The sequence below is a fragment of the Arcanobacterium pinnipediorum genome (assembly GCF_023973165.1).
Classification (GTDB): Bacteria; Actinomycetota; Actinomycetes; order Actinomycetales; family Actinomycetaceae; genus Arcanobacterium; species Arcanobacterium pinnipediorum.
Window position 1 is genome coordinate 284,468 of the sequence record NZ_CP099547.1, and the last position, 24,050, is coordinate 308,517.

At 52.6% G+C, this 24,050-nt stretch carries 21 protein-coding genes; 17 read left to right on the forward strand and 4 right to left on the reverse strand.

Annotated elements, in window-relative coordinates; all coding sequences use genetic code 11:
* Nucleotides 1-26 precede the first annotated feature (26 nt).
* From NG665_RS01205 to NG665_RS01215, 3 genes are read right to left on the reverse strand one after another with little or no spacing between them, the layout of a single operon-like run.
* The gene (locus NG665_RS01205) at nt 27-905 is read right to left on the reverse strand and encodes a 1,4-dihydroxy-2-naphthoate polyprenyltransferase (RefSeq protein WP_252673508.1); all 879 of its coding nucleotides are present in this window, start codon (nt 903-905) and stop codon (nt 27-29) included.
* On the reverse strand, nt 889-2,178 hold the full coding sequence (locus NG665_RS01210) for an AMP-binding protein (protein WP_252673509.1): 1,290 nt from the start codon (nt 2,176-2,178) through the stop codon (nt 889-891). The genes NG665_RS01205 and NG665_RS01210 overlap by 17 nt, the downstream gene beginning before the upstream one ends.
* Nucleotides 2,171-3,154, reverse strand: a complete 984-nt coding sequence (locus NG665_RS01215) for a 1,4-dihydroxy-2-naphthoyl-CoA synthase (RefSeq protein WP_252674053.1) — start codon at nt 3,152-3,154, stop codon at nt 2,171-2,173. The genes NG665_RS01210 and NG665_RS01215 overlap by 8 nt, the downstream gene beginning before the upstream one ends.
* Nucleotides 3,155-3,281: 127 nt before the next feature.
* On the opposite strand from NG665_RS01215, the gene NG665_RS01220 reads away from it, so the two are divergent.
* The 3 genes from NG665_RS01220 to NG665_RS01230 all read left to right on the forward strand — a co-directional run bounded on the left by NG665_RS01220 (nt 3,282) and on the right by NG665_RS01230 (nt 7,487).
* Nucleotides 3,282-4,262 carry an o-succinylbenzoate synthase gene (locus NG665_RS01220; RefSeq protein ID WP_252673510.1) on the forward strand — a complete coding sequence of 327 codons (981 nt, stop codon included), beginning with the start codon at nt 3,282-3,284 and terminating at the stop codon, nt 4,260-4,262.
* A gap of 10 nt (nt 4,263-4,272) precedes the next feature.
* Nucleotides 4,273-5,901, forward strand: coding sequence for a 2-succinyl-5-enolpyruvyl-6-hydroxy-3-cyclohexene-1-carboxylic-acid synthase (menD, locus tag NG665_RS01225; RefSeq protein WP_252673511.1), 1,629 nt, complete (start codon nt 4,273-4,275; stop codon nt 5,899-5,901).
* Nucleotides 5,902-5,987: 86 nt separating this feature from the next.
* Nucleotides 5,988-7,487, forward strand: a complete 1,500-nt coding sequence (locus NG665_RS01230) for a S1C family serine protease (protein WP_252673512.1) — start codon at nt 5,988-5,990, stop codon at nt 7,485-7,487.
* Between the two features lie 62 nt (nt 7,488-7,549).
* Here the strand turns inward: NG665_RS01230 and NG665_RS01235 are convergent, their stop codons facing one another.
* Nucleotides 7,550-8,860, reverse strand: a complete 1,311-nt coding sequence (locus NG665_RS01235; RefSeq protein WP_252673513.1) for an isochorismate synthase — start codon at nt 8,858-8,860, stop codon at nt 7,550-7,552.
* A 38-nt stretch (nt 8,861-8,898) separates the two neighbouring features.
* Between NG665_RS01235 and NG665_RS01240 the strand changes: the two genes are divergently transcribed.
* From NG665_RS01240 to nuoL, 14 genes are all read left to right on the forward strand, one after another.
* The gene (locus NG665_RS01240; RefSeq protein WP_252673514.1) at nt 8,899-9,639 is read left to right on the forward strand and encodes a class I SAM-dependent methyltransferase; all 741 of its coding nucleotides are present in this window, start codon (nt 8,899-8,901) and stop codon (nt 9,637-9,639) included.
* Nucleotides 9,640-9,834: 195 nt separating this feature from the next.
* The gene (locus NG665_RS01245; protein ID WP_252673515.1) at nt 9,835-11,118 is read left to right on the forward strand and encodes an NAD(P)/FAD-dependent oxidoreductase; all 1,284 of its coding nucleotides are present in this window, start codon (nt 9,835-9,837) and stop codon (nt 11,116-11,118) included.
* A gap of 91 nt (nt 11,119-11,209) precedes the next feature.
* Nucleotides 11,210-11,569, forward strand: coding sequence for an NADH-quinone oxidoreductase subunit A (locus tag NG665_RS01250; protein WP_204424912.1), 360 nt, complete (start codon nt 11,210-11,212; stop codon nt 11,567-11,569).
* Between the two features lie 5 nt (nt 11,570-11,574).
* A complete protein-coding gene (locus NG665_RS01255; RefSeq protein WP_252673516.1) occupies nt 11,575-12,132 on the forward strand; it encodes an NADH-quinone oxidoreductase subunit B in 558 nt (185 codons plus the stop codon).
* Nucleotides 12,129-12,827, forward strand: a complete 699-nt coding sequence (locus tag NG665_RS01260; protein ID WP_252673517.1) for an NADH-quinone oxidoreductase subunit C — start codon at nt 12,129-12,131, stop codon at nt 12,825-12,827. Before NG665_RS01255 ends, NG665_RS01260 begins: the two co-directional genes overlap by 4 nt.
* Nucleotides 12,827-14,176, forward strand: a complete 1,350-nt coding sequence (locus NG665_RS01265; RefSeq protein WP_435366680.1) for an NADH-quinone oxidoreductase subunit D — start codon at nt 12,827-12,829, stop codon at nt 14,174-14,176. Before NG665_RS01260 ends, NG665_RS01265 begins: the two co-directional genes overlap by 1 nt.
* On the forward strand, nt 14,176-14,856 hold the full coding sequence (nuoE, locus tag NG665_RS01270) for an NADH-quinone oxidoreductase subunit NuoE (RefSeq protein ID WP_252673518.1): 681 nt from the start codon (nt 14,176-14,178) through the stop codon (nt 14,854-14,856). The genes NG665_RS01265 and nuoE overlap by 1 nt, the downstream gene beginning before the upstream one ends.
* Complete coding sequence (gene nuoF / locus NG665_RS01275) at nt 14,853-16,193, forward strand: NADH-quinone oxidoreductase subunit NuoF (protein ID WP_252673519.1); 1,341 nt, start codon at nt 14,853-14,855, stop codon at nt 16,191-16,193. The genes nuoE and nuoF overlap by 4 nt, the downstream gene beginning before the upstream one ends.
* Nucleotides 16,190-18,784, forward strand: a complete 2,595-nt coding sequence (locus tag NG665_RS01280; RefSeq protein ID WP_252673520.1) for an NADH-quinone oxidoreductase subunit G — start codon at nt 16,190-16,192, stop codon at nt 18,782-18,784. The genes nuoF and NG665_RS01280 overlap by 4 nt, the downstream gene beginning before the upstream one ends.
* Before the next feature lie 5 nt (nt 18,785-18,789).
* Nucleotides 18,790-20,109, forward strand: a complete 1,320-nt coding sequence (gene nuoH / locus NG665_RS01285; protein ID WP_252674055.1) for an NADH-quinone oxidoreductase subunit NuoH — start codon at nt 18,790-18,792, stop codon at nt 20,107-20,109.
* Between the two features lie 2 nt (nt 20,110-20,111).
* Nucleotides 20,112-20,795, forward strand: a complete 684-nt coding sequence (gene nuoI, locus NG665_RS01290) for an NADH-quinone oxidoreductase subunit NuoI (protein WP_252673521.1) — start codon at nt 20,112-20,114, stop codon at nt 20,793-20,795.
* Entirely contained in the window at nt 20,795-21,802 is a 1,008-nt protein-coding gene (locus NG665_RS01295) for an NADH-quinone oxidoreductase subunit J (protein ID WP_252673522.1), read from the forward strand. Before nuoI ends, NG665_RS01295 begins: the two co-directional genes overlap by 1 nt.
* A complete protein-coding gene (gene nuoK, locus NG665_RS01300; RefSeq protein WP_252673523.1) occupies nt 21,802-22,101 on the forward strand; it encodes an NADH-quinone oxidoreductase subunit NuoK in 300 nt (99 codons plus the stop codon). The genes NG665_RS01295 and nuoK overlap by 1 nt, the downstream gene beginning before the upstream one ends.
* Before the next feature lie 21 nt (nt 22,102-22,122).
* Nucleotides 22,123-24,048 carry an NADH-quinone oxidoreductase subunit L gene (gene nuoL, locus NG665_RS01305; RefSeq protein WP_252674056.1) on the forward strand — a complete coding sequence of 642 codons (1,926 nt, stop codon included), beginning with the start codon at nt 22,123-22,125 and terminating at the stop codon, nt 24,046-24,048.
* The last annotated feature ends 2 nt before the right edge of the window (nt 24,049-24,050 follow it).

The window sequence follows — 24,050 nt, forward strand, 5'->3', positions numbered from 1 at the left end:
TGACGCCGAAAGATAGCGCAAACGTTTCAGCTCAGCGCAAAGCCGAGCACAAATACCACCGCATAGGCCAACTCGAAGATCCCAATCCGCTTCAAAGCAGGTATCAGGTAGCGTCCACGGGCATGTCCACGCACCTCGAGAATCGTTGGCGTGATGGGAATAATAAGTACTAAGCTCACAACTCCAAACCAGCCCCCCACAACGCTAAGAACACTAGCTTGAATCAACACTGCCAAAACCAGTGTCAGAGCAAAAAGATCACGGGCGCGTTTATCTCCCAACCGCACGGCCAACGTACGTTTACCTGTTTCGCTATCTGTTGGAATATCTCGGATATTATTCACCATCAACAAGGCGCACGCAATCAGCCCAACCCCAGTACCTGCAGCCCACGCATACCACGGTGCTAAACCAGTTTGGACGTAAGCTGTACCAACGGTCGCCATCCAGCCAAAAAATACCAAGACGAAAATTTCGCCCAGTCCCAGATAGCCGTACGGATGTTTACCGCCGGTGTAGAACCAGGCAGCTGCAACTGCAGCAAGACCCAAAGCGATCAGCCACCACTGACCCGAAAGTGCCACGAGCGCCAAACCGCCCACACATGCGCCAACAAAGAAACCAATCGCAATCATTAAAACAATTCGTGGGCTAACTTTCCCGCCACCAGTGAGCCGAGGCGGACCTTGCCGGTGATCGTCGGTACCGCGAATACCATCAGAATAGTCATTGGAAAAGTTGACCCCAACTTGGAACGCGAGCGCGACGAAGCCTGCTAAAAGCGTTCGAACCCAGGAAAATCCGCCGTCGTAAAAAGCCAACCCAGCCCCGATAATCACCGGCGCTAGCGCTGCCGGGAGAGTGCGCACGCGAGCGCCTTCAAGCCAATCATGTAATGTTGCCATGTAAAAAGTATAGGCTGGTCAACTCTGCGATGGTTCGGCGATCGATTTTACCTGAGGGTGTTTGTGGCCACGTCTGACACTGCAATGCGCTCAACGGCAAGATTTTACGCGGCTGCCAGCCTGCTCCTAGGATACTTTTGACTTTAGAGCGCACCTGGTAGTGTGTCTCGGCATCGAGCCGGTCTGCTGGCATATCGACGATCGCAATAGCAGATTGCCCCCATTCGTCGTCGTCGATTCCAACCACCACCGTAGTATGCGCCAACTGCGCTTCGACTACCTCTTCGATAATCCGCGGAATAATAGTGAGCCCGCCGGTAGTGATAGCGTCATCGATTCGGCCCAAGATGCGCAATACGCCATCGGAACTAAACTCGCCAAGATCTCGAGTGTGATGGGTATGTTGGCTGATCGGAGGTAAGGACGGAATAATTTGCGGCGCGCTAGCCGATGCCGGAACAATGGATGCACCGTCACCAACATCGTTCATCGCGCCATCCTCGTGGGCAGGTAAGTAACCCAATGCCACCATCGAACCGGTGATGGAGATCTGGTTACGATCTGAGATCCTAATCCGAGCATCACCAATCGGGTGGCCATCGTAGACACATCCACCGCATGTTTCAGTCATGCCATACGACGTGTGTACCTCCAGACCAGCAGCATGTGCGCGCCCTAGAAGCAACGGCGACGTTGGCCCGCCACCAACAAGGAATATCAGTTGCCGCGCAGCCTCAAGCAGTTCCGGTGAAGAAACAATGCGCGAAAGTTGGGTAGGGACCACCGAACAATAGATCGGATCGCCCAATTGGCTAAGAGCCGTAAGACTACCTTGGGCTAATAGCTCACCTAGACTCATGTGCAACGCAGGCAAACCGGCCAAAACTGAGCGCACAATCGTTTGGAACCCAGCGATATGGAACAGCGGTAAGTCTGCTAGCCAGCGACCCGGGCCCGCAAGTGCACGATGAGTCGCTTGCGCGGAATAAAACAAGGATTGCCATGATAACGCCACGATTTTACCGGTTCCCGACGTCGATCCAGAGGTGCGCATTAACACCCCAGTTCCGGCTGGGTAGCCAACTCGGCGCACTTCAGATAGCGCCTGCTCGGGCGAAACATGTGGGCCGACGACGAACAGTGGCCGAGGTGCATCCCCAGCTAGCGCGTGGCGCACATGAGACTCAATGAGGGCTAATTCGGTGCCGTCACAAACAACAATGTGCGGATCGGGTTGCCTAGACATAGCGTGAGTGAGGTGATCGTTAGGCATAGAACGGGAAATCGTCCCAGCGCGGTGCCCGCTTTTCTAAAAACGCATCGCGTCCTTCTTGAGCCTCCGCAGTCATATACGCTAAGCGGGTGGTTTCTCCAGCAAAAACTTGCTGGCCGGCAAGACCATCGTCAGCTAAATTAAACGCAAACTTCAACATCCGGATCGCTTGCGGCGACTTCGTGGCGATGATCTGAGCGTATTCCAACGCCTTATTTTCAAGTTCGGTGTGGGTGACCACCTCATTGACTACACCCCACTGCTGGGCATCATCGGCTGAGTATTCGCGCGCCAAGAAGAAAATCTCACGCGCCCGCTTATCACCTATTTGACGTGCCAACAACGCCGAACCGTAACCAGCATCAAAGGAACCGACATTGGCATCAACTTGCATGAAACGAGCATGTTGGGCAGAGGCAATCGAAAGATCGCACAACACGTTGAGTGAATGGCCGCCGCCGGTCGCCCAGCCCGAAATCGCACCAATGATAACCATGCCCGAGTTTCGCATCAAGCGTTGAACTTCGAGAATATGTAACCGGCCAGCACGCTGGGGATCAACTGAATCACGGGTTGCTTTATTGAGCTCGGGATCATCGCCACCGCCGTCGTAACGGTATCCATCGCGCCCACGAATACGCTGATCGCCACCGGAACAAAATGCCCAACCGCCGTCTTTAGCCGACGGGCCATTACCAGTTAAAATGACGCATCCGATTTCGCCAGTAAGCCGGGCATGGTCTAAAGCGCGGTAGAGTTGATCGACGGTTTCTGGCCGGAAAGCATTGCGCACTTCGGGCCGATTAAACGCAATCCGAACAACTGGTAGATCGCGCTCAGAAAGCACCTCGCCACTAGCGCTAAACTCACGTTCTACTCCGCGATGATAGGTGATATCTCCATCCGGAAAACCTCCAACACTGCGCCAGCGGCGCGGATCGAAAATCTCAGAAACTTGGTGTGGCAAAGGTGAAATAGTCATAGTCATATTGTGCCACGAGGCTGCGCAGGCGGCACGGGCAGATCCAGGCAGCGTTGCCGGCCTGCCCGAGATCACAGCTCCAACCACCATCTTTGCACCCTGGCGGACTAAACTGAGAACCATGCATCTTGACATCTACGTCTACACCTCCCCGCTACATACCCGGTTTCGTGGCCTTACCCAGCGCGACGGGCTTTTGATCCGTGGACCGGCCGGTTGGGGAGAAGCTAGCCCGTTTTGGGACTACGATCCGCAGTATTCAGCTGCCTGGTTGCGCGCCGGTATTGAAAGCGCGACAAGTCAATATCCGCCCGCTTTTCGCTCTAAGATTCCAGTCAACGTCACCGTCCCAGCAACTAGTGCGCAGCGCGCTCGCGATATTGTTCTGGCAAGTACCTGCACTACCGCGAAAGTCAAAGTCGGGGAGGCGGGGCAAAGTCTTGCTGAGGATCTTTCCCGAGTAGCTGCTGTGCGCGAGGCACTAGGAGCGACCGGCAAGATTCGGGTAGACGTTAATGGGGCATGGGATGTGATCCAAGCACGCGATGCCTTGCTGGCGTTGAATGAAGCCGCTGGCGGTTTGGAGTATGCCGAGCAGCCAGTATCAGATGTTGCGGATTTGGCTCGGTTGCGAAAAATATCGCCGGTGCCGATTGCTGCTGATGAGTCGATTAGGCGAGCCGAAGATCCCATGCGTGTCAAAGAGCTAGAGGCAGCCGATATTATTGTGGTCAAAAACCAACCGTTAGGCGGGGTGAGCCGAGCGATCGATATTGCCCAGCAGCTCCAATTACCGGTTGTGGTCTCCTCGGCGCTGGAAAGTTCGATCGGAATTAGGGCAGGTTTAGCCTTCGCCGCTGCCTTGCCCGAGTTGCCTTACGCGTGTGGCTTGGCAACCGTGCAGTTATTAACTGCCGATCCAGTTACCGATTCTCTGGTGCCAGAAGCGGGTGTGATACAGGTACGCAATGTGGAGCCGGACTATCTGCCCGCACCTGATCCGATTCTCGCTTCGGCTTGGCAGGAACGATTGGCACGGATGTGGGAGTATTGCGATATTGACGCACACTACACATTCCACACTGACCACTACGTTAAATAGGGAGTAGATTGTGGCAGATTCAACCACTACCGCGCGTACCATTATCAGCCATCTTATTGCCAATGGCGTGCGTACTTTTGTGCTATGTCCCGGTTCTCGTTCAGCTCCGTTTGCTTATGCGCTCTACGACGCCGAACAAGCAGGCCTGATTCGGTTACATGTAGAAACTGATGAGCGAGTGGGTGGTTTCGTTGCGTTGGGAGCTGGATCTGTTGGAGAATTAACGGCTGTTGTAACAACTTCGGGCTCAGCTGTTGCCAATCTTCACCCCGCAGTTGAAGAAGCATACTATGGCGGTATTCCCCTCATTGTGCTCAGTTCGGATCGTCCACATCACATGCGTGGGGTGCGAGCCAGTCAAACAACGGATCATCGGGCGGTTCTTGCGGGGTCAATGCGTGATTTTCGAGAATTTCCAGCCGGTGGACTATTAGCGAATGCTGGTGGTTTGGTGCGGCGAATAGTTGGTAGTGCGCAGGGGAGATTCCGTGGTACAGTCCCTGGTCCGGTACATATTAATGTTGGTTTTGTTGAACCATTGATGCCAGATAGCTCTTGGGATACGGCAGCAAGTGATGTGGCACAAGCACAGCGAGAATCCGCAAAAGAGCGCGCGGATGTTCGAGCAGTGGTTGTTGCAGGTAGCTCAAGGTATCTTCGTAATCTTGATTTCGCTCTTTTTGACGCAGTACCAATCTTGGCTGAGCCCACCTCGGGGTTACGCCAGCACCCTAATGCGGTTGTAGCGCATCCGATTATGTTATCGACTCAGTTGCGCGGGCAGATCAACCGGGTCCTCGTCGTCGGCCATCCCACGCTCACCCGTGAGGTTTCAGCGCTACTGGCCGATGAACACGTTGACGTCTTTATTGTCGATGATCTGCCCGCGTATGCTGATGTTGCTGGGCAGGGGCGCGTTGTTGACGCCGCGGATATTCCGGCGGTGTTGGGTGAAAACCACAACTGGTTGGCAGCATGGCAGGCTGGCTCGGCAGCTGCGGAAAATTACATCAGACAGCACGTAACGGACTTTAGTTATGCTGGTATTGGCCGGGAGATCAGCCGGTTAAGTACTCATCTTCCGTTGATTGTGGGAGCTTCGTCGATTATTAGAGAAATCAATCTTTATGCTGCGCTTCCCGCACCGCCAGTTTATGCAAATCGTGCACTTGCTGGGATTGATGGCACGATGTCGAGTGCGTTGGGGATAGGTTTAGCTACCGGCAAGCCGGTGCGAGTGGTGTTGGGAGATCTCACTTTTGTTCACGATCTGGGGGCTTTAGTCCACACGGCACACCAGCGCAGCCTTGATCTCGATGTTGTTGTGATTGACGACGGTGGTGGCTCAATTTTTGCTACGCTCGAATATGGAACCGGCCACCAAGCAGTCTATGATCGAGTATTTCGTACTGCTAAAGAACTCGATATTGAGGCTTTTGCGCAAGCTGTGGGAGCCTCTTATCAACCTGTAGATTCTTTGGCGCAGCTACGCCAAGCACTCGGCCAATTACCGGTTGGGGTACGAATTGTTCATGTACGGTTAGGATATACCGCAATGGATGAAGATAGGGCGTTACGGTCCCAGCTTCGCCAGCATGTCCTGCACGCTGTTCACCTTGGGCTAAACGACATTCAGTAAACTCCCATACTTCTTTGGGAGTATTGGAAGATCCGCGTGGGAATCTTTGTAGGTAGTAAAGATTGTTGGGTAAGTAGGAGATAGAGATGGAAGAGCACAATATGCCACGTCCAGGTATGGACAATAGTGGTGATCTTGGTGGTGGAGACCAGGTACAACCACACTTGCCTGCTGGTCAATTTCCACAACCGGAGCTAGATCACGGAGATACTCCAAAGCCGGCCCAGGCTGAGATGGGAATCTCTGGGAGCGATGTTCATCAACCCCTCAATGATTTCGATCCGCAACCTGAAATGACACCAGTGAGCCAACCAGCAACTGGCGCGTATCCGAGTCAGATACCTCAGGGTGAAGCTGGGCAAACCCAGTGGGCGAGTGCCCAACCTTGGCAGCAACCTGGTAGTGGCGGGAGTTTTGGCCATTATGTACCAGCCTCGCTTCCCGATAGCCAAAGTGATGCCGGCCCTCAAAGCCGGTCCAAGAGCAGACCTGGGTGGAGCGCACTCATCGTTGCATCAGTTATAGCAGCGATGGTTGGTGGCGGAATTGGTATAGGAGCGCAGGATTTCGTCAAATATCCTGGTCCGCGTGCGGCAACAATGATTACCGAGGAAAACACCACTGGCAAGACTCAACTCGTCGAAAGTTCAGCGCCAGCTCCAGATTGGGCGGCGGTGGCCCAAGAAGTTGGGGCAACCGTTGTTTCACTCGATGTGACAACCGATACCGGGCAGTCCCAAGGATCTGGAGTCATTATTGATGATCGTGGCCATATCCTTACCAATAACCACGTCGTAGATGATGCAACAGAGCTTTACGTGATGTTTTCAGATGGCCGCGTCTATGAAGGTGACATTGTTGGTACAGATAAGGCTACCGATTTGGCAGTCGTTAAGATTAAAGATGCGCCGTCAGATCTGGCTGTAGCCCACTTGGGTGAATCGTCTATGTTGCGTGTTGGACAATCGGTTGCAGCTATCGGAAATCCGATGGGATTAGATTCAACTCTGACAACCGGTGTCATTTCCGCACTCGATCGGCCAACTCAAGCAGATCGTGGCGGCGATGTTGTCACAAACGCGATCCAGATTGATGCGGCGATCAATCCTGGAAACTCCGGTGGCCCGGTATTTGATCAGCGAGGGCAAGTAATTGGGATTGCTTCGTCGATTATTACAGTCAAGACGAGTTTCAGTGGTCAAGGCGGTGGATCGATTGGTTTGGGGTTTGCGATCCCGATTGATCTCGCAAAGAATATTGCAAGCCAACTGATCGAAAAAGGCCATGCGGAACACGCTTTCCTTGGTATCACGATTTCGAATGGGCTTGCCAATTTCGATGGTGCTCGACGTACGGCAGCAACTGTGAAAACTGTTGAACCTGGAACACCAGCAGATAAGGCGGGATTGCGTGAAGGGGATAATATCGTCGAAGTGGATGGGCGAAAAGTCTCTACAGCTACCGCATTGACGGGCTATGTTCGCCAGTATCGAGCTGGCGATATGCTTAATCTGAAGTTTGAACGCGATGGTGAACTTCTCGAAGTTGATGTGATGCTCTCAGCTCGCGAAGATCCACGTCGCTAAAAAGCTCGGATAACGAGCACCGAAATTTGATGACACAATAACTCTCGTAGGTGGAGATAGCGTTAATTAGCTAATCCGAACGCAGATAAAATCGCACTGAACTTAGCCTCAGTTTCGTCAAATTCGGCGCGCGGATCAGAGTCGTTAACGATTCCGCCACCTGCCCAGGCGCGAGCCCCAAAATCGCCATCGATGCGCGCACAGCGCAGCGCAACACACCATTGCCCGGCGTTGCCTGAGCCAAGCCAGCCAACTGGTGCCCCGAACCGGTCACGATCGGTTGGTTCGACGTCGGCAATCACCTCTAGGGCGCGAACTCGCGGAGTCCCGCCCAGAGCTGCCGTAGGATGCAAGGCGCCAGCAATTTGCAAGGCATTTGCCGCAGCATCAAGATGCGTATGAATGTCGGTTGCTAAATGAGAGACGTTGGGTAGCTGGAGAACGAATGGTTCACCAGTCGTCACCGTGCCAATTTTGTTCAAAGATTCTAGGGCAGATAGTACTGCAACATCGTGCTCGTGGCGGTTCTTAGGCGAATCTAGGAGCGCTGCGGCGGTGTTGGTAGTATCGGTTTTGACTGTGCCAGCCAAGACTCGGGTAGTGACGCTATCGCCCTGGCTTTGAGCCAAGAGTTCAGGTGTTGCACCTATGAGGCCATCTACGGCAAACGTCCAACAATCATCGAACTTTTCATTCAGATGGCTAATAATGGTGCGCTCATCGATCGGGGAATCTGTGACGATATCGAGCTGACGGGCGATAACGACTTTGGTTAGGTCACCTTCGGCAATAGTGCGGGTGATCTGGTCAATATCGGCAACATAGTCCGCAAAATCGTGTACTGGCTCGATCCGACCGATGCCATTTTCGCGGTATTGAGGCAGCGCTTGGAGCAGTACAGCGTCAAGAAGCTGCTTGGCTTGGGGGGAGAGCGTTGTGAAGATGTCTTGGTCGATAGGCCCGATTAAGGTCAAGAAAGGCGTGCCGGCAGATGTAGATCCGGTGCCCGGTCCAGTTATGCCCACCACGACTTCAGGCACGATCAGCGCAGATCCAGCTGGGGAATGTGGGGCGAAACTAAATGAGCCGAAACTGATTAGCCCAGTGCCAGGCAGATTGACCTCGTCTCGGATCTCGGTTTCGCGCTGTAGGTCATTCCACCACTGGGAGGCAAGTGCGAAACGTCGCCCATCTTCGCGCGAGGTTTGGCTCGTTGGCTCAGCATCGAAACGCGCGGCTTGCCCGGCACCGATGAAACCGCTGGAGTTGCGTAGCCAGGCGAGCTGACCGCGTTGTGCCGTCATAATTTTTGATAGATTTGGCACGTCAGGCAGTCGAGTAGTTTGGGCACGCAAATGTGGGATGGTATACATGGTTCGAATGTTAGTGCGGAAAGTGATTAAATGCAGACATGAAAAGACCGCTATCGCACATTGCACAAACTGAATCCGAAAATTCCCAGCATCGTGCATCGCTAGAGAAAAAGCCACACGATGTTTCGAAGATGTTCGACGACGTCGCCCAGCATTATGACCTCACCAATACCGTTTTAACCGGGGGATTAGTTCATGTCTGGCGCAACGTCACCCGCGATGCCGTAGGCGCTCGCGCGGGGCTTAGCGTCCTTGACGTAGCGTGTGGCACCGGCGCTTCGGCTGCGGGATATGCGAGCGATGGCGCCGATGTGATCGGTTGCGATTTTTCCCCCGGAATGATTTCGCGTGGGCTAGAACTTCACCCCGGTTTGGACTTGCGCGTGGCAGACGCGACGGCACTGCCCTTTGACGACGAAACATTCGACGTCGTAACTATTTCTTACGGGCTGCGAAACGTCGTCGATACTGCAGCGGCGCTACGCGATATGCTGCGCGTAACTAAACGCGGTGGAAAGATCGTGATCGCGGAGTTCTCTCAGCCAACGAACCCGATTTTACGCGCCGGGTACTTTGAGTTTATGCGACTGGGTATGCCGCTGTTATCGCAAATATTTTCTTCGGATGCGCCCGCTTATGACTATCTTCGCGAGTCAATTCAGGCCTGGCATTCCCAAGAAGAACTAGCTCGCCTCATGCAAGATAGCGGATGGCGCGAAGTTGAATACAAGAACCTCACCAACGGAATCGTTGCCTTACATCGCGCTACTCGGCCATAAGCGTTATCTATATTTAGCCGTAAAAATCACCAGAAAAAGTGCGTGATTCTAGCGCACGATTTTGTGGCGCATTTTACTAAAAGAATTTAGAAACTAAAGACTAACGTAAATGCATCTGTTTTAAGTTCTTAGAGCTTTGCCAAAGTCCGTAGACTGGGGCACGAAGTCCTAATCTATGAGCGAAAGCGGTGAACATTGTCCCGGCCTGAACATGCTGATGTTGTTGTGGTGGGCGCTGGCCCAGGTGGTGCAGCAACCGCGCATTACCTTGCACAAAATGGGGTGGATGTTCTAGTTCTCGAAAAGGCCACCTTCCCGCGCGATAAAGTCTGTGGAGATGGTTTAACCCCACGAGCTATGGCTGAGCTTATCCGCATGGGGATTTCGGTACGTGAAGAAGATGGTTGGGTGCGTAACTGGGGAGTTCGCGGATATGGCGCCGGGCATGTTATCGAAGTACCGTGGCCAGAATTGGCTTCAGTACCTAATTTTGGTTCCGCAATGCCGCGCAAAGATCTCGATCATTTACTGATTAAACATGCCGTAGCATCTGGAGCGCGCCTGCGCGAAGGGGTAACCGTTCTCGGTCCAGTAGTCCATGAACGCTCCGGCCGTATCGTTGGGGTGCGCGCGCGCAAGACGGCGGAAGGCTCACGCGGAAGCGAATTTGTTATCTCTGCTCGATTCGTAGTCGATTGTGGCGGGGTATCGGCGCGTATGGCAATTGCTGCCGGCAGAGAAAAAGCATTGAATCGCCCGATGGGAGTAGCGCACCGCACCTATTTCCGCTCCCCGCTTGCCAACACCGACATGATGGAATCCCAGCTCGAACTTTGGGCTGGTAAGCCGGGCGAATCTGAGTTACTGCCAGGGTATGCGTGGATGTTCGCCGTCGGTGATGGCCTGGTCAATGTGGGGCTTGGTTCGCTGTCTTCTACCGCCCAGCCGACTGGCGTTGATTATCGTGACGTGTTTGCCAAGTGGATCGCCAACACTCCACCTGAGTGGGAACTGACCCCCGAAAATCAGGTAGGGCGGTTGCGTGGAGCAGCGTTGCCGATGGCGTTTAACCGTAAACCACACTATGCAAACGGTTTAGCGTTGGTTGGTGACGCCGGCGGAATGGTTTCACCGTTTAACGGAGAAGGAATTGCATACGCTATGGCAAGCGGTCGGTTAGTTGCCGATTTTATTGCCCAAGCACTTGTGCGTCCAACTGTGGGAGCCCAAGATCGCGTTATGAACCAGTATGGCCGGGAACTGCGGGCGCAGCTGGGTGGATACTACACGCTCGGGCGCGTATTTGCTTCGCTTATTGAGCGTCCGGAAATTATGCATCTGTGTGTCAAGTACGGGCTACCGCGCCCGACGTTGATGAAATTAGTTATGAAGCTTTTGTCAGATTCCTATGATCGCAACGACGGCGATTGGATGGATAAGGTTATTACGACGTTAACGAAGGTGGTTCCTAAAGCATGACGATGCACGAAAAACCACTAAATTACGCAAAAAAGATGAGTAAGATTTATGTCTGTTCACCGCAGGCACACAACGAAGGGTTGGAGGTCGCATGAATCCCTACGTGCCACTGCTGATTATGATTGCAGTTGCTTCTCTGGTTGGTATCGGAGGTTTAGCAGTCAGCGCCATTATCGGTCCAAAGCGATACAACCGCGTCAAGGTAGCTAATTACGAATGTGGACTAGAGCCAACTCCATCAGCTGGAGCATCTGGTCGCTTCCCTATCAAGTACTTCTTGACGGCAATGACATTCATCATCTTCGATATCGAAGTTGTATTCCTCTACCCGTGGGCCGTTTCGGCGAATCGGTTAGGGCTAGCAAGTTTGATCGCGATTGCGTCCTTCGTCTTCCTTATCACGGTTCCATTCATCTACGAATGGCGCCGCGGCGGCCTAGATTGGGAGTGAAATAAATGGGACTGGAAGAAAAAATTCCGACCGGCATCGGCCTGACCACAGTTGAAGCACTAGCCGGATGGGCGCAACAGCGTTCCCCGTGGCCAGTGACGATGGGGTTGGCGTGCTGTGCTATTGAAATGATGTCCTTTGGCGCCACCCGATTTGACGCCTCACGAATCGGCATGGAAGTTTTCCGTGCTTCCCCGCGTCACGCAGACATCATGATCGTTTCGGGTCGCGTTAGCCACAAGATGGCTCCAGTTGTGCGCAATATCTACGATCAGATGCCTGATCCGAAATGGGTTATCTCCATGGGGGCATGTGCCTCCTCAGGTGGAGTGTTCAATAATTACGCCATCGTTCAAGGTATTGACCACATTGTTCCAGTTGATATCTATTTGCCCGGATGCCCACCGCGCCCCGAGATGTTGATCAATGCCGTTTTCGAACTGCGCAATAACCTCATGAAGAACCGGCCGTTGGGCGAACACCGCAAGGAAGTAGCCCGCAAAGCAGAAGCTGCTGCATTGAAAGCTCTTCCACTCGAATCACAGAAGGGATTGCTCGCATGACCGATCACGGTTCGTTAACCGAAGGCGGGGTAGGGGCAGAATACGTCACCACCCGCAAAGGAATGTGGGGCGTCAAAAACGGCGCTGATACCACCGGTTTTAGTGGCCACGAAGAAGTCATCACGATCGCACAACCTGCCCACCGTCCCTACGGTGGCTGGTTCGACGACGTCGTCGACATTCTTGGTGAACTCCTTGCCGCCGAAGGGTTGCGCCCAGACGATGTTATTGAAAAAGTTACTACCCAGTACGGGGAACTTGTTATTTTCGTCAAGCGAGAGCATTTGGTGAGCGTTGCACGTCATCTGCGCAACGATCAGGATTTACGTTTCGAACTGTGTTTAGGTGTTTCTGCAGTTCACTATCCCGAAGATAAGGATCGAGAACTGCACGGGTTCTACACTTTCTTCTCTATCACCCATAACCGCGTCCTATCTGTTGAGGTTGCTGCTCCAGAAAGCGATCCGCATATTCCGTCGATCGTCGGTGTTTATCCTGGCAACGATTGGCCAGAGCGCGAAGCATGGGATTTGATGGGAATTGTTTTTGACGGTCACCCTGGTTTGACTCGATCTGTTATGCCAGATGACTGGATTGGACACCCACAACGTAAGGACTACCCACTTGGCGGTATTCCAGTTGAATATAAGGGCGCTGTTATTCCGCCACCGGACACACGCAGGGAGTACAACTAATGACTACCCAGATGCCACACGCAACGCGTGGAATCAATGAAGAAGAGTCTAACTCGTACACCAGCTTTGAGGCTGTTGGTGGCGATTGGGCTGATATCGCCCGTGAAGCTGAACAAGTCGGCGAAGAACATATTGTGGTCAACCTAGGGCCAGTTCACCCCTCAACCCACGGTGTTTTGCGCGTCCAAGTCGAGCTCGACGGCGAAAATGTCAAGGAAGTTCGCGCCGCAACCGGTTTCTTACACACCGGTATCGAGAAGAATATGGAATACCGCACCTGGACTCAGGGCGTGGCATTTTGTACCCGAATGGATTACGTTGCGCCAATTTTCCAAGAAGTGGCCTACTGCTTGGGTGTTGAGAAAATGCTCGGCATCGCCGATCAGGTTCCCCAGCGTGCACAAGCGATTCGTGTTTTGCTCATGGAACTTACCCGTATTTCATCCCACCTTGTCGGTATCGGATCAGGTGGAAACGAACTCGGTGCAACGACGATGCTGACCCTAACCTTCCGTGCGCGCGAAGATATTTTGCGGTTGCTCGAAGACGTCACCGGTCTACGCATGAATCACGAATATGTTCGCCCCGGTGGCGTGCTAAACGACGTACCTGAAGGATTTACCGACTATTGCCGTGAGTTGCTGCCAAAGGTTCGCCAGACGATCTCCGAAATGCAAGACCTGACGATGAAGAACCCGATTTTCCTCGATCGGCACGTCAATGTGGGTGTTTCACCACTGTCGTCGATGATGGCACTGTCAATGACTGGCCCATCAGTTCGCGCTGCCGGAGTCCCGTGGGATCTGCGCAAAACCCAGCCATATTGTGGCTACGAAAAGTACGAATTTGATGTTCCAGTTGCTGATAAGGCAGATGCTTATAACCGCATCGACGTTAAGTTCCGTGAATGCTATGAATCCTTGCGTATCTGCTACCAAGTTCTTGACGAACTCGATAAGACTGCCGGTGAGCCTGTGATTATTGGCGATAAGAAAATCGCTTGGCCTGCTCAACTCTCGATCGCGGGGGATGGTCAAGGCTCAACCCCAGAACATGTCAAAGAAATTATGACCGAATCAATGGAATCTTTGATTCACCACTTTAAGTTAGTTACCGAAGGCTTTAGAGTCCCACCCGGGCAGAGCTTTACGATGGTCGAACACCCCAAGGGTATTTTCGGTGTGCATCTGGTTTCTGATGGTGGCACTCGGCCATATCGCGCCCACTTCCGCGATCCGGGCTTTAATAACTTGCAATCCTTGTCAGTTATGGCCGAAGGCGGAATGTTGGCTGATCTTATTGTTTCGCTTGCTGGAGTCGATCCGGTTATGGGAGGAGTCGATCGGTAATGAGTACCCCATACGAACCACATGTTGAAGAAAAATTTAGAGCAGACGCTGCCGAAGTTATTGCGCGTTATCCCAATTCTCGCTCGGCTGTGATGCCACTGTTGCATCTGGTGCAATCGATCGATGGGTTTTGTTCGCCTCGCGGTATCGCGCTGGTAGCAGATATTTTAGGGCTCACTCGCGCCCAGGTTTCGGCCGTGGCCACCTTCTACTCCCAGTATCGCCGTCACCCTAACGGTGAATACAACGTCGGTGTATGTACCAATGCGTTGTGCGCAGTCATGGGCGGAGACCTCATCTGGGAAGAGCTTTCCCAATACGTAGGCGTAGGCCATGACGAGACGACTCAAGACGGTAAGATCACCCTCGAACAGCTCGAATGCAACGCCGGATGTGACTACGCTCCAGTTATTATGGTCAACTGGGAGTTCTTCGATAACCAGACTCCGGCGTCGGCAAAGCAAATCGTTGACGATATTCGTGCTGGTCGAGATATCCAGCCAACTCGCGGACCCAACAAGGTACATACCTTCAAAGAAATCTCTCGCGTGCTTGCCGGTTTCGAAGATGGACACGTCGACGAAGGACCCGCAGCTGGCGAAGCGTCGTTGCGTGGCTTGAAAATTGCGCGTGCCCACGATTGGGCTGCGCCACGTCCACAAGGAGGAGAGGCACAGTGAATGCTTTTAGTGCACCGGGAACTCTAAGCCCGGTTCTTTCCAACAATTGGGATGCCGAGCGTCCGTGGACTCTTCAAGGATACCAGGCTACTGGCGGCTACCAGGCAATCGCGCGCGCTTGGCAGATCAACGAAGAAAAGGGTGCGTTGACGAACCTGATTAAAGAATCAGGTCTGCGCGGCCGTGGCGGGGCAGGCTTCCCAACCGGTTTGAAATGGTCGTTCTTGCCTCCAGAAGATGGCGGCGCACGCTACCTTGTTGTCAACGCTGACGAATCCGAACCTGGAACGTGTAAAGACATTCCATTCTTAATGGCTAATCCGCACCTGCTGATAGAAGGTATGGCTATTTGTTTGTTAGCCATTGGCGGCCATGATGGGTTTATCTATCTGCGTGGCGAAGTTGTTCACGTCTACCGCCGTCTACTAGCTGCGGTACGCGAAGCCAAAGCAGCCGGAATTATCGGTAAAGGCTGTGGGCCAGATGGCAACTACGATATCAACATCACCGTCCATGCTGGCGCCGGAGCATATATTTGTGGCGAAGAAACTGCATTGCTTGATTCCCTCGAAGGCTTCCGTGGCCAACCACGGTTAAAGCCACCATTCCCGGCGGTTGCTGGTCTGTATGCTCGGCCAACTGTTGTCAACAACGTCGAGTCAATCGCCTCAGTTCCTGGAATTATCAATAACGGAACTCAATGGTTTACCGCGATGGGAGCTGGTACGAAGAACTCTCCAGGGCACGGGATCTTCTCGATCTCTGGACACGTGAAGAACCCCGGACAGTTCGAAGCTCCGTTCGGTATCACCATGCGTGAACTCTTGGAGATGGCCGGCGGAATCCGCGAGGGCCACGAACTGAAGTTCTTCGCCGTCGGCGGTTCGTCAGCTCCGCTGTTCACCCCCGATCACCTCGATGTTCCACTAGGATACGAAGAAGTTGCCGAAGCAGGTTCGATGCTGGCAACTCGTGCCATCCAAATTTTTGACGAAACTGTTTCGGTGGTGCGCGTCGTCTCACGCTGGACCGACTTCTACCAGCACGAATCGTGTGGAAAATGTACCCCGTGCCGTGAGGGCACCTTCTGGATGCGCCAAATCATGCACCGGTTTGAAGCTGGTCAGGGAACTGAAGCAGATATCGATTTGCTCTACGAAATTGCCTCCAATATCGCTGGCCGGTCTTTCTGTGCGCTAGGAGATGCAGCTGCAACACCGATTCGTTCTGCAATTGATTTGTTCCGTTCGGAATTTGTTGATGCTTGTTCTACGCCAACTGCCCAGCAATATCCAATCGCTCAATCGGCTCTTTTCAGCGAAGTAGGTGTTCGATGACATCGCAAGTATCTCCAACCCAAGAGTTGGTTACACTCACAGTTGATGGCCGCGAAGTTTCAGTTCCTAAAGGAACGTTGATCATTCGCGCAGCGGAAAAAGTTGGTGTACATATTCCGCGGTTCTGTGACCATCCGCTACTCAAGCCGGCAGCTGCCTGCCGCCAGTGCTTGGTCGAAGTAGCTGCACCGGGCAGAGATGGCGCCATTTCGAAGATGCCTAAGCCCCAGCCTGCATGTGCTGTAACCGTTGCGCCAGGAATGGAAGTCTATTCGGCGCAAACCTCTGAGGTTGCGAAGAAAGCACAGCACGGGATCATGGAATTCTTGCTGATCAATCACCCAATGGACTGCCCAGTGTGTGATAAGGGCGGTGAGTGCCCACTGCAAAACCAGGCCATGACTGATGGTCGCACTAAGTCACGTTTCGTTGATATCAAGCGTACTTATCCTAAGCCGATTTCAGTCTCGGCCAATATTTTGCTCGATCGCGACCGCTGCATTCTTTGCCAGCGTTGTACTCGATTCTCTAGCCAAATCGCCGGTGATCCCTTCATCCAGCTCCACGGCCGTTCCGGCGGTAGCGCAGGTATGGAAGTCCACGGTTTGCATGGTTCACAGATTGGTAATTTCGACGCCGGAGTGCTCGATTTTGCTGCCGATGAGCACAATGAGTCCGTGGTTGCGTTGAATCAGTTTGCCGGACCTGGCGGCGAGTCTGGTATGTCTGTTGGTTATGCTTCTGGTCCAGTAGAACCTAACGAAGTTGATATCACTGGAGCGCCATTCTCTTCCTACTTCTCGGGCAATGTCATCCAGATTTGTCCGGTGGGTGCATTGACTTCAGTTTCCTACCGGTTCCGGGCTCGCCCCTTCGATCTGGTTTCGGTTCCATCTGTATCCGAACATGACGCTTCGGGCTCAGCGATTCGCGTTGATTATCGACGCGGCACAGTTGTGCGTCGGCTTGCGCTTGAAGATATGAACGTCAACGAAGACTGGATTACAGACAAAGATAGGTTTGCCTTCCGGTGGCAAACTGGTCAGGACCGCCTGGTTTATCCACAACTTAAAGGTGTAGATCCTTCTGAACCAGTCTCGTGGGCTGAAGCGCTCAATGTGGCTGCGCAAGGTTTGAAGAAAGCGCAGAAGAAGGGCGTAGGTATTATTACCGGTGGTCGATTGACTCTCGAAGATGCCTATGCGTATTCAAAGTTTGCCCGAATCGTGTTGGGCACTAACGATATTGATTTCCGTACCCGTAAGCATAGTGCAGAAGAAGATGCCTTCCTGGCAGCTCGAGTTGCGGGTAAGGAACTCGATGTTACCTACGCCGATATCGAGCATGCTCAGCACGTCTTGATCGTGGGTTTGGAAGCCGAAGAAGAAATCGGTTCGGTGTTCTTGCGCTTGCGCAAGGGAGTGCTCGACAAGACGACGTCGGTATCGGTTGTTTCTGCATTCGAAACACGTGGTAGTGCCAAGATGAACGCACGATTCATCCCTGCCACTCCCGGTACAGAATCAGAAGTTCTCGATGCGATCAACGACGCCGGCGAGGGTCTCTTTGGTGATACCTACCGCGACTTGGCTGGCGATAGTGGAGTTATTCTTCTCGGTGAGCGGTGTGCTGATTTCCCGGGAGCGCTTTCGGCAGCATTGCGTCTAGCTGAGCGCACCGGCGCGAAGATAGCCTGGATTCCGCGGCGTGCGGGTGATCGTGGCGCCTTGGATGCTGGCGCGGTTGCGCATCTGCTTCCAGGTGGCCGCCTGGTTTCTGATCCAGCTGCGCGCGTTGATGTTGCTGCAGCATGGGGAGTGGAGCGTCTACCAGAAACTCCGGGCCGTTCAACTGAAGAAATTTTAGCTGCAGCGACAGCCGGAGAACTCGGTGCCGTTATTCTAGGCGGCGTTGAGCTTGCTGATTTGCCTTTGGGGGCACGTGAAGCTCTGGAGAACGTTTTCGTTATTCAGCTCGAAGTGCGCAAGACCCAAACAACTGAACTTGCTGATGTTCTTCTTCCGGTTGCACCACCTGCTGAAAAGGGTGGAACTTTCGTCAATTGGGAAGGCCGATTGCGTCCCTTTGGTCAAACATTGGTCTCGAATAACGTCCCAGATCGGCGTGTTTTGCACGATCTGGCTCGTGAGTTCGGAGTGGATCTAGGTTTGGCTAAGCTTTCTGATGCGGTAGATGAATGGGCGCTGATGCGTAACTGGGATGGCGAACGTGGTCAAGATCCAGTTGTTCGCACCTCTGAGCCACCGCTCGTTGGCCCTGGCCAAGCAGTTCTTGCCTCATGGAAACTCATGCTCGACGCTGGAGCTTTGCAGTCCCAAGAGCCTAACCTAGCACGTACCGCACGCCGTCCTGTGGCGCTCATGTCGGAAAAGACGGCTCGAGATGCGCGGATTGAATCTCACGTAGAGATCACCGGGCGGACCGGTCAGATGGTTCTTGAAACAGCTATTGTTGCCATGCCAGATGGTGTTATTTGGGTTCCGCAAAATTCTGTTGGTAGCCAGATCGCACAGATCGGGGCAACTGCAGGCGATCTGGTGTCAATTCACGCGACGGAGGTTATGAAGTGAAACCCATGATTTTAACTCAGGTCGTTGCAGATTTCTCCAATGATACATGGTGGATTTCTGTGCTTAAAGCACTTTTCATTGTGCTGTTCTTGATCTTCTCAGTCATCTTTGCACTGTGGTTTGAGCGTCGCTTAATTGCTCGGTTCCAAAACCGCGTTGGTCCAAATACGGTGGGCCCTTTCGGTCTAGGACAATCCTTCCCCGATGCCTTGAAGCTGATCTTTAAAGAAGATTTTTGGCTTGCAGGTGCCGAAAAGATCGTCTACATCGTAGCTCCGGTTATTACTGCAGTGTGTGCATTTTCGGTGATGGCGGTTATTCCGATGGGGCCTGAAGTATCGATTTTCGGTTTGCATACGCCGTTGCAATTAACTGATTCGCCGGTGGCAATGCTTTTCGTTTTAGCAGTTGCTGCATTAGGTGAATACGGTATGGTCTTTGGTGGCTGGTCAGCTAAGTCCACTCTTCCGCTCTACGGTTCGGTTCGTTCGGCAACTCAGATGATTTCCTACGAACTTGCCCAAGGGTTGAGTTTGGTAACAATCTTCCTCGCTGCAGCCACAATGTCTACCTCAGGCATTGTTGGTGCCCAGCAAGATATCTGGAATGTAGTGACATTGCTCCCTGCATTCTTAGTATTCCTTGTGACGATGTTTGGTGAAACTAACCGCTTACCGTTTGACCTTCCCGAAGCAGAAGGCGAAATCGTGGCCGGTCCGCACACCGAGTACTCCTCGATGAAGTTCGCCTGGTATTACTTGGGTGAATACGTCAATATGTTCAATGTATCGATGTTGGCGGTCACGTTGTTCTTCGGTGGCTGGCGTTCGGGACCAATTTTGACCGCGCTCGGTGGATTGATTGGTTTCGATCCTAATACCGGCTGGTTCCCAATGCTTGTTTTCACGTTCAAGGTTTGGGTGTTTATTGCTGTCTTTATTTGGGTTCGTGCAACGCTGTTGCGGTTCCGGTATGACCAATTCATGAAGCTGGGATGGAAAGGACTTATCCCATCAGCGTTGATTTGGCTGACGATCGTGCTTATTTTGCATGGATACAAGCTGGTTAATCCGCAGTTTAATGACCGCTGGCCGATGGTTATCCTCTCGACCGGATTTGCGATCATGATGTTAATCTGGGCATTTGTGCGCGATGAGGAAACGGTTTCGCAAAGCCAGTTGATCGCCGAACGTGAAAGCCAAGAATTTGATGGATTCGAAGATGGATATCCGGTACCTCCTTTGCCGGGCCAGCATCTTCCACCATCACCTCGCGCTACTCGCCGAGTAGCAAACACCGTGCCAACTACAACCCAGGAGGCGTAAGAATGTCAGAAAAAGAATTCGCCCAACCTGACGAATCGCTCTATAGCCCGAATAAGAAAGGCCCTCTAGGACGCGCATTTGCACCGGTTGCTGGTTTCGGTGTCACATTTTCTACGCTCTTCCGGCCTGCTGTTACCGAACAGTATTTGCCGCATAAGCCAGAACAAAAGACGCCACCGCGTCCGCGTTATCATGGCATGCACCGCCTTAACCGTTATGCTGACGGTTTAGAAAAATGTATCGGGTGTGAGTTGTGTGCGTGGGCTTGCCCGGCAGATGCAATCTACGTCGAAGCTGCCTCGAACCATCCAGGCGAACAGTATTCGCCAGGTGAACGCTACGGGCGCGTCTACCAGATCAACTATCTTCGCTGCATCTTCTGCTCATATTGCATCCAAGCCTGCCCAACGCGTGCATTGACGATGTCTACCGAGTATGAAGTTGCTGACCAAACTCGTGAATCCTTGATTTATGAGAAGCAAGATCTCCTTGTTCCACTTGCCCAAGGCATGCTTTCAACACCTCATCCTATGGCTGAAGGAACAACCGATGCCAACTACTATAGGGGTGAGATCACTGGCCCTACCCAAGACCAAGTTGATTGGGTGAAACAAGTACGTCCCGATGATCCAACAGTGTCATCTGCTCAGGTGAGCACTGTGGCTACCAAGGAGGCGCAGAACTGATGCCTAATGAACCTCTTATGACGTTGTCGATCGGCACTGGGGAAATGATCCTTTTCGCCGTGACGTCGGTGTGCATGATTGCCTTGGCGATCTTCGGTCTGCTTATCACCCGGAAAGCTGTTTTGACTACCTTGAGCGTCATCGGCGTCATGGTTGGCTTGGCAGTGCTCTACACAGCTCTCGAAGCGCCATTTATGGGCGTTGTTCAAGTTGTGGTTTACACCGGCGCGATTTTGATGATGTTCTTGTTCGTACTAATGCTTATCGGTGTCGATTCGGCAGATTCGGGGCATGAAACACTTAAAGTTCAGCGTCCGGTTGCAGTTTTGGGCGGCCTTGGCATTGCCGCAATTCTTATTGGGGTAGCTTTTGGTGCTCACGCACCCCAAGGCGTAGGTTTGGAACTAGCCAATTCTGAGTCCAACCCGGTAGGCGTAGCTACACTGATTTTTTCTTCCTCAGTGCTCACCTTACAACTGACCGGAACGTTGTTGATCGTTGCTGCTCTGGGCGCAATGACCCTCACTCATCGCGATCGCGTAAAAGAACGTATCACTCAAGAAGAACTAGCACACCAGCGCATGCAACAATTTACTTCTGCTGGTGTTCATGTTGGGCAAAAGCCACCGCCGGGTGTGTTTGCGGAGTCTAACTCTTCAGCTAACCCAGCATTGACTGTGGGCGGCCAGCCACTAGAAGATTCTACGAGCCGTGTGCTTCATATTCGTGGCCAGGTACGTACCGTTGCCGAAATTTCGCCAACGACAGTACAACGTGTTATCGACGGCGGTATCCACGGACCTTCAACCTATGGTGTGACCGGTTGGGCACAGATTCCTGGCATGCCAGGTGAAAGTGCCCCGGATCATGAGCAAGCTCTAGCCCGGTTAGGTAGCGCTGAAACTCCGATGACGGCGCCGGGAACAGATGAGATTCCAGATCAAGAAACTGTTCAGCGCGAGCACGATATTACCGAAGCGAACACCGAGAAGTCGGAGGAGAACTGATGACCCTCATGTTTTACATCGCACTAGCTGCGATTCTCTTTGCGATCGGAGCAGCAACTGTGCTCACCCGCCGTAACGGCGTTATCGCTCTTCTCGGCATTGAGCTGATGCTCTCTGCATGTAATCTTGCATTCATAACCTTTTCCCGAATGCACGGCAACCTCGAAGGCCAACAATTCGCGTTCTTCGTCATGGTTGTGGCAGCAGCAGAAGTGGTTGTGGGTCTTGCTATCATTGTGTCCATTTTCCGAACCCGCAGGTCTGCATCGCTTGACGGTGCCAACCTCATGAAGCACTGACGGAAAGCAGGTGTGAATCTCTTGTTTAATCTAACCGCAGTCGCACAGGTTGGGCAGGCAACCGGAGCAGCAAGCACAGTTTGGCTTGCAGTTGCGATTCCGCTGATCTCGTGTGGAATTCTTCTAATCTTGGGCCGTCGTGCCGATTCGTGGGGGCACTGGTTGGCAACGCTTGCCTCTGCAAGTTCCTTCGTTGTTGGTCTAGCCGCAACCCTAGAGCTTTTGAATATGGACGCAGCTAATCGCGTCGTCGAAACAACTCTCTACACGTGGGTACCAGCCGGTGAACTCGCTGTAGACTTCGGTACGCGAACCGATCCGTTGTCAATGACGTTCGTCTTGCTCGTGACCTTCGTAGGTACGCTTATCCATATCTATTCTGTTTCTTACATGGAACACGATAGTGATCGACGTCGTTTCTTTGCTTACCTCAACCTTTTCGTAGCAGCAATGTTATTGCTTGTACTGGGAAATTCCTACCTGGTTTTGTTCTTTGGTTGGGAAGGCGTGGGCTTAGCGTCCTACCTCCTCATTTCCTTCTGGAACCATGTTCCTGCATACGCAACTGCAGGTAAGAAAGCCTTCGTCATGAACCGAATCGGCGATTTGGGAATGCTCATTGCCATGATGTCAATGGTGGCAACATTTGGTTCCGTGGCCTTTAGTGACATTGCAGCGCGCGCCCAAACGCTCAGTCCCGCAACCGCAACATTTATTGGAATTTTCCTCCTCGTTGCTGCGTGTGGTAAGTCAGCGCAATTCCCACTCCAGGCGTGGTTGGGAGATGCGATGGCTGGTCCAACACCAGTCTCAGCACTCATCCACGCTGCCACAATGGTCACCGCGGGCGTTTATCTTATGGTTCGTTCGGGCGTGATTTACGCTGTGAGTCCAACCGCTTCACTCATTGTGTCAATTATCGGCCTGATCACCTTGGTGTTTGGTGCTGTGGTTGGTGCCGCTAAAGACGATATGAAGAAAGTGCTTGCCGCATCAACCATGTCGCAGATTGGTTACATGATGTTGGCTGCCACAATGGGACCAGTTGGCGCAGCATTTGCTATTTTCCACCTGCTAACTCACGGCTTCTTCAAAGCAAATATGTTCCTAGGTGCCGGTGCAGTTATGCATGCGATGAGCGATGAAGTAAATATCCGTGGCTTTGGCGGGCTAGGACGGCACATGAAGATTACCTTCGTGACCTTCCTAACCGGATACCTCGCTATTATCGGTTTCCCATTCTTATCGGGATACTTCTCTAAGGATAAAATTATTGAGGTTGCTTTCTCTGGTGAAGGTATTCAGCCATGGGTATTTGGACCAATCACAGTCCTTGTTGCCGGGTTGACTGCGTTTTATATGTCGCGCGTTTTCTTTGCCATCTTCTTAGGTAAAGAACGCTGGGATCACGATGAGAAACATCCGCATGATCCGTCTCCGCTCATGTGGGTACCGATGACTATTTTGGCACTCGGCTCCCTGGGCTTAGGTGCAGTGTTAAATTATACCGGCTTCTTGGGCTGGCTAGAACCAGCAATCGGGCAAGGTCACCACCCTCATCCAGTCATTCCTATTTGGGCGATAACAGTTCTAACCTTAGCTGTTGTGGCTATCGGAGTTGGTTTGGCATGGAAGATGTATGTGGTTAGTGATATGCCGAAACTTGCGCCACAAAGCAACGCATTAGTGCGTGCAGCACGAGTAGATCTTTATCAAGATGCCTTCAATGAAAATCTTGTTATGAAGCCAGGTATTGCAATTACTGCTGGAACTGAGGCTGCTGACCAGATGATTGTTGACGGTGGCTTTGAAGGACTGGCCCGCGGGGCACGTTCATCTGGCACATTGATTGGCAAGCTGCAAACCGGATACGTTCGAACCTATGCAAGCTGGATCACGGTTGGCGTTGTCCTAGCGTTAGTTCTAGCCGTCCAATCAGCAATGTGAGA